The sequence below is a fragment of the Vibrio sp. HI00D65 genome (genome assembly GCF_001635455.1).
Lineage (GTDB): Bacteria > Pseudomonadota > Gammaproteobacteria > Enterobacterales > Vibrionaceae > Vibrio.
On the sequence record NZ_LWEH01000326.1, the window covers coordinates 1 to 773 of the forward strand.

Here is a 773-nt window from a genome sequence, read left to right on the forward strand (position 1 = left end):
AAGACAACTTGCCAGTAAAGGCATGCGTGACGGGATGAAGGCAAGCAGCATTGCGACTCGCTTATCGTCACTGCGTAGCTTCTTTGATTTTCTTGTCTTACGGGCTCTTGGGTGAGCCTGATCGTATGCTTGTGCTAGATGCTGGAAATCTAAGTGAGTGTACACTTGGGTGGTCGAGATGTTTTCATGACCCAATAATTCTTGGACCGCACGAAGGTTTTGGCTCGACTCGAGCACATGCGTTGCAAAGGAGTGGCGCAACTTATGTGGGCTAATATGGCTCGCCACAGATTGCTTCTTGCCCCATTCTTCCATGCGCCTTTGAACACTTCGGTGAGAGATACGCGTGCCCAACTTAGAGACGAACAAGGCATCCTCTCCCGGAGAAGCCAATTCACCACGGACTCTCAGCCACTTATCAACCCACTCTTTGGCTAAACCAGAGAATGGCGCCTTACGTTCTTTGTCACCTTTACCAATCACTCGGATTTCTCCTTGGCGGCTCAGCACGTCTTTAAGATTGATACCGACCAGCTCAGCAAGACGTAAACCAGCACCGTACATCACCTCCATCATCGCTCGGTCGCGAATCGACAGCGGGTCGTCTTCATTCACGTCAAGTAACTGACCGACCTCATCTACATCGAGGTTTTTTGGTAACGGGCGCTGCTTACGAGGCGCAGAAACCCCTTTTGCAGGGTTCGCGGTTATTTCGCCCCGTAAGACAAGAAAATCAAAGAAGCTACGCAGTGACGATAAGCGAGTCGCAATGC

The 773-nt window shown here is 50.7% G+C and carries 1 protein-coding gene and 1 pseudogene; one reads left to right on the forward strand and one right to left on the reverse strand.

Going from position 1 to position 773, the window contains the following annotated elements; genetic code table 11:
* Positions 1-34: 34 nt before the first annotated feature.
* Positions 35-115, forward strand: a complete 81-nt coding sequence (locus A3712_RS26980) for a site-specific integrase (RefSeq protein WP_231891844.1) — start codon at positions 35-37, stop codon at positions 113-115.
* Here A3712_RS26980 and A3712_RS19610 read toward each other — a convergent pair.
* Positions 88-773: pseudogene (locus tag A3712_RS19610) on the reverse strand (tyrosine recombinase XerC); the annotation flags it as partial. The gene A3712_RS26980 and the pseudogene A3712_RS19610 sit on opposite strands and share 28 nt — an antisense overlap.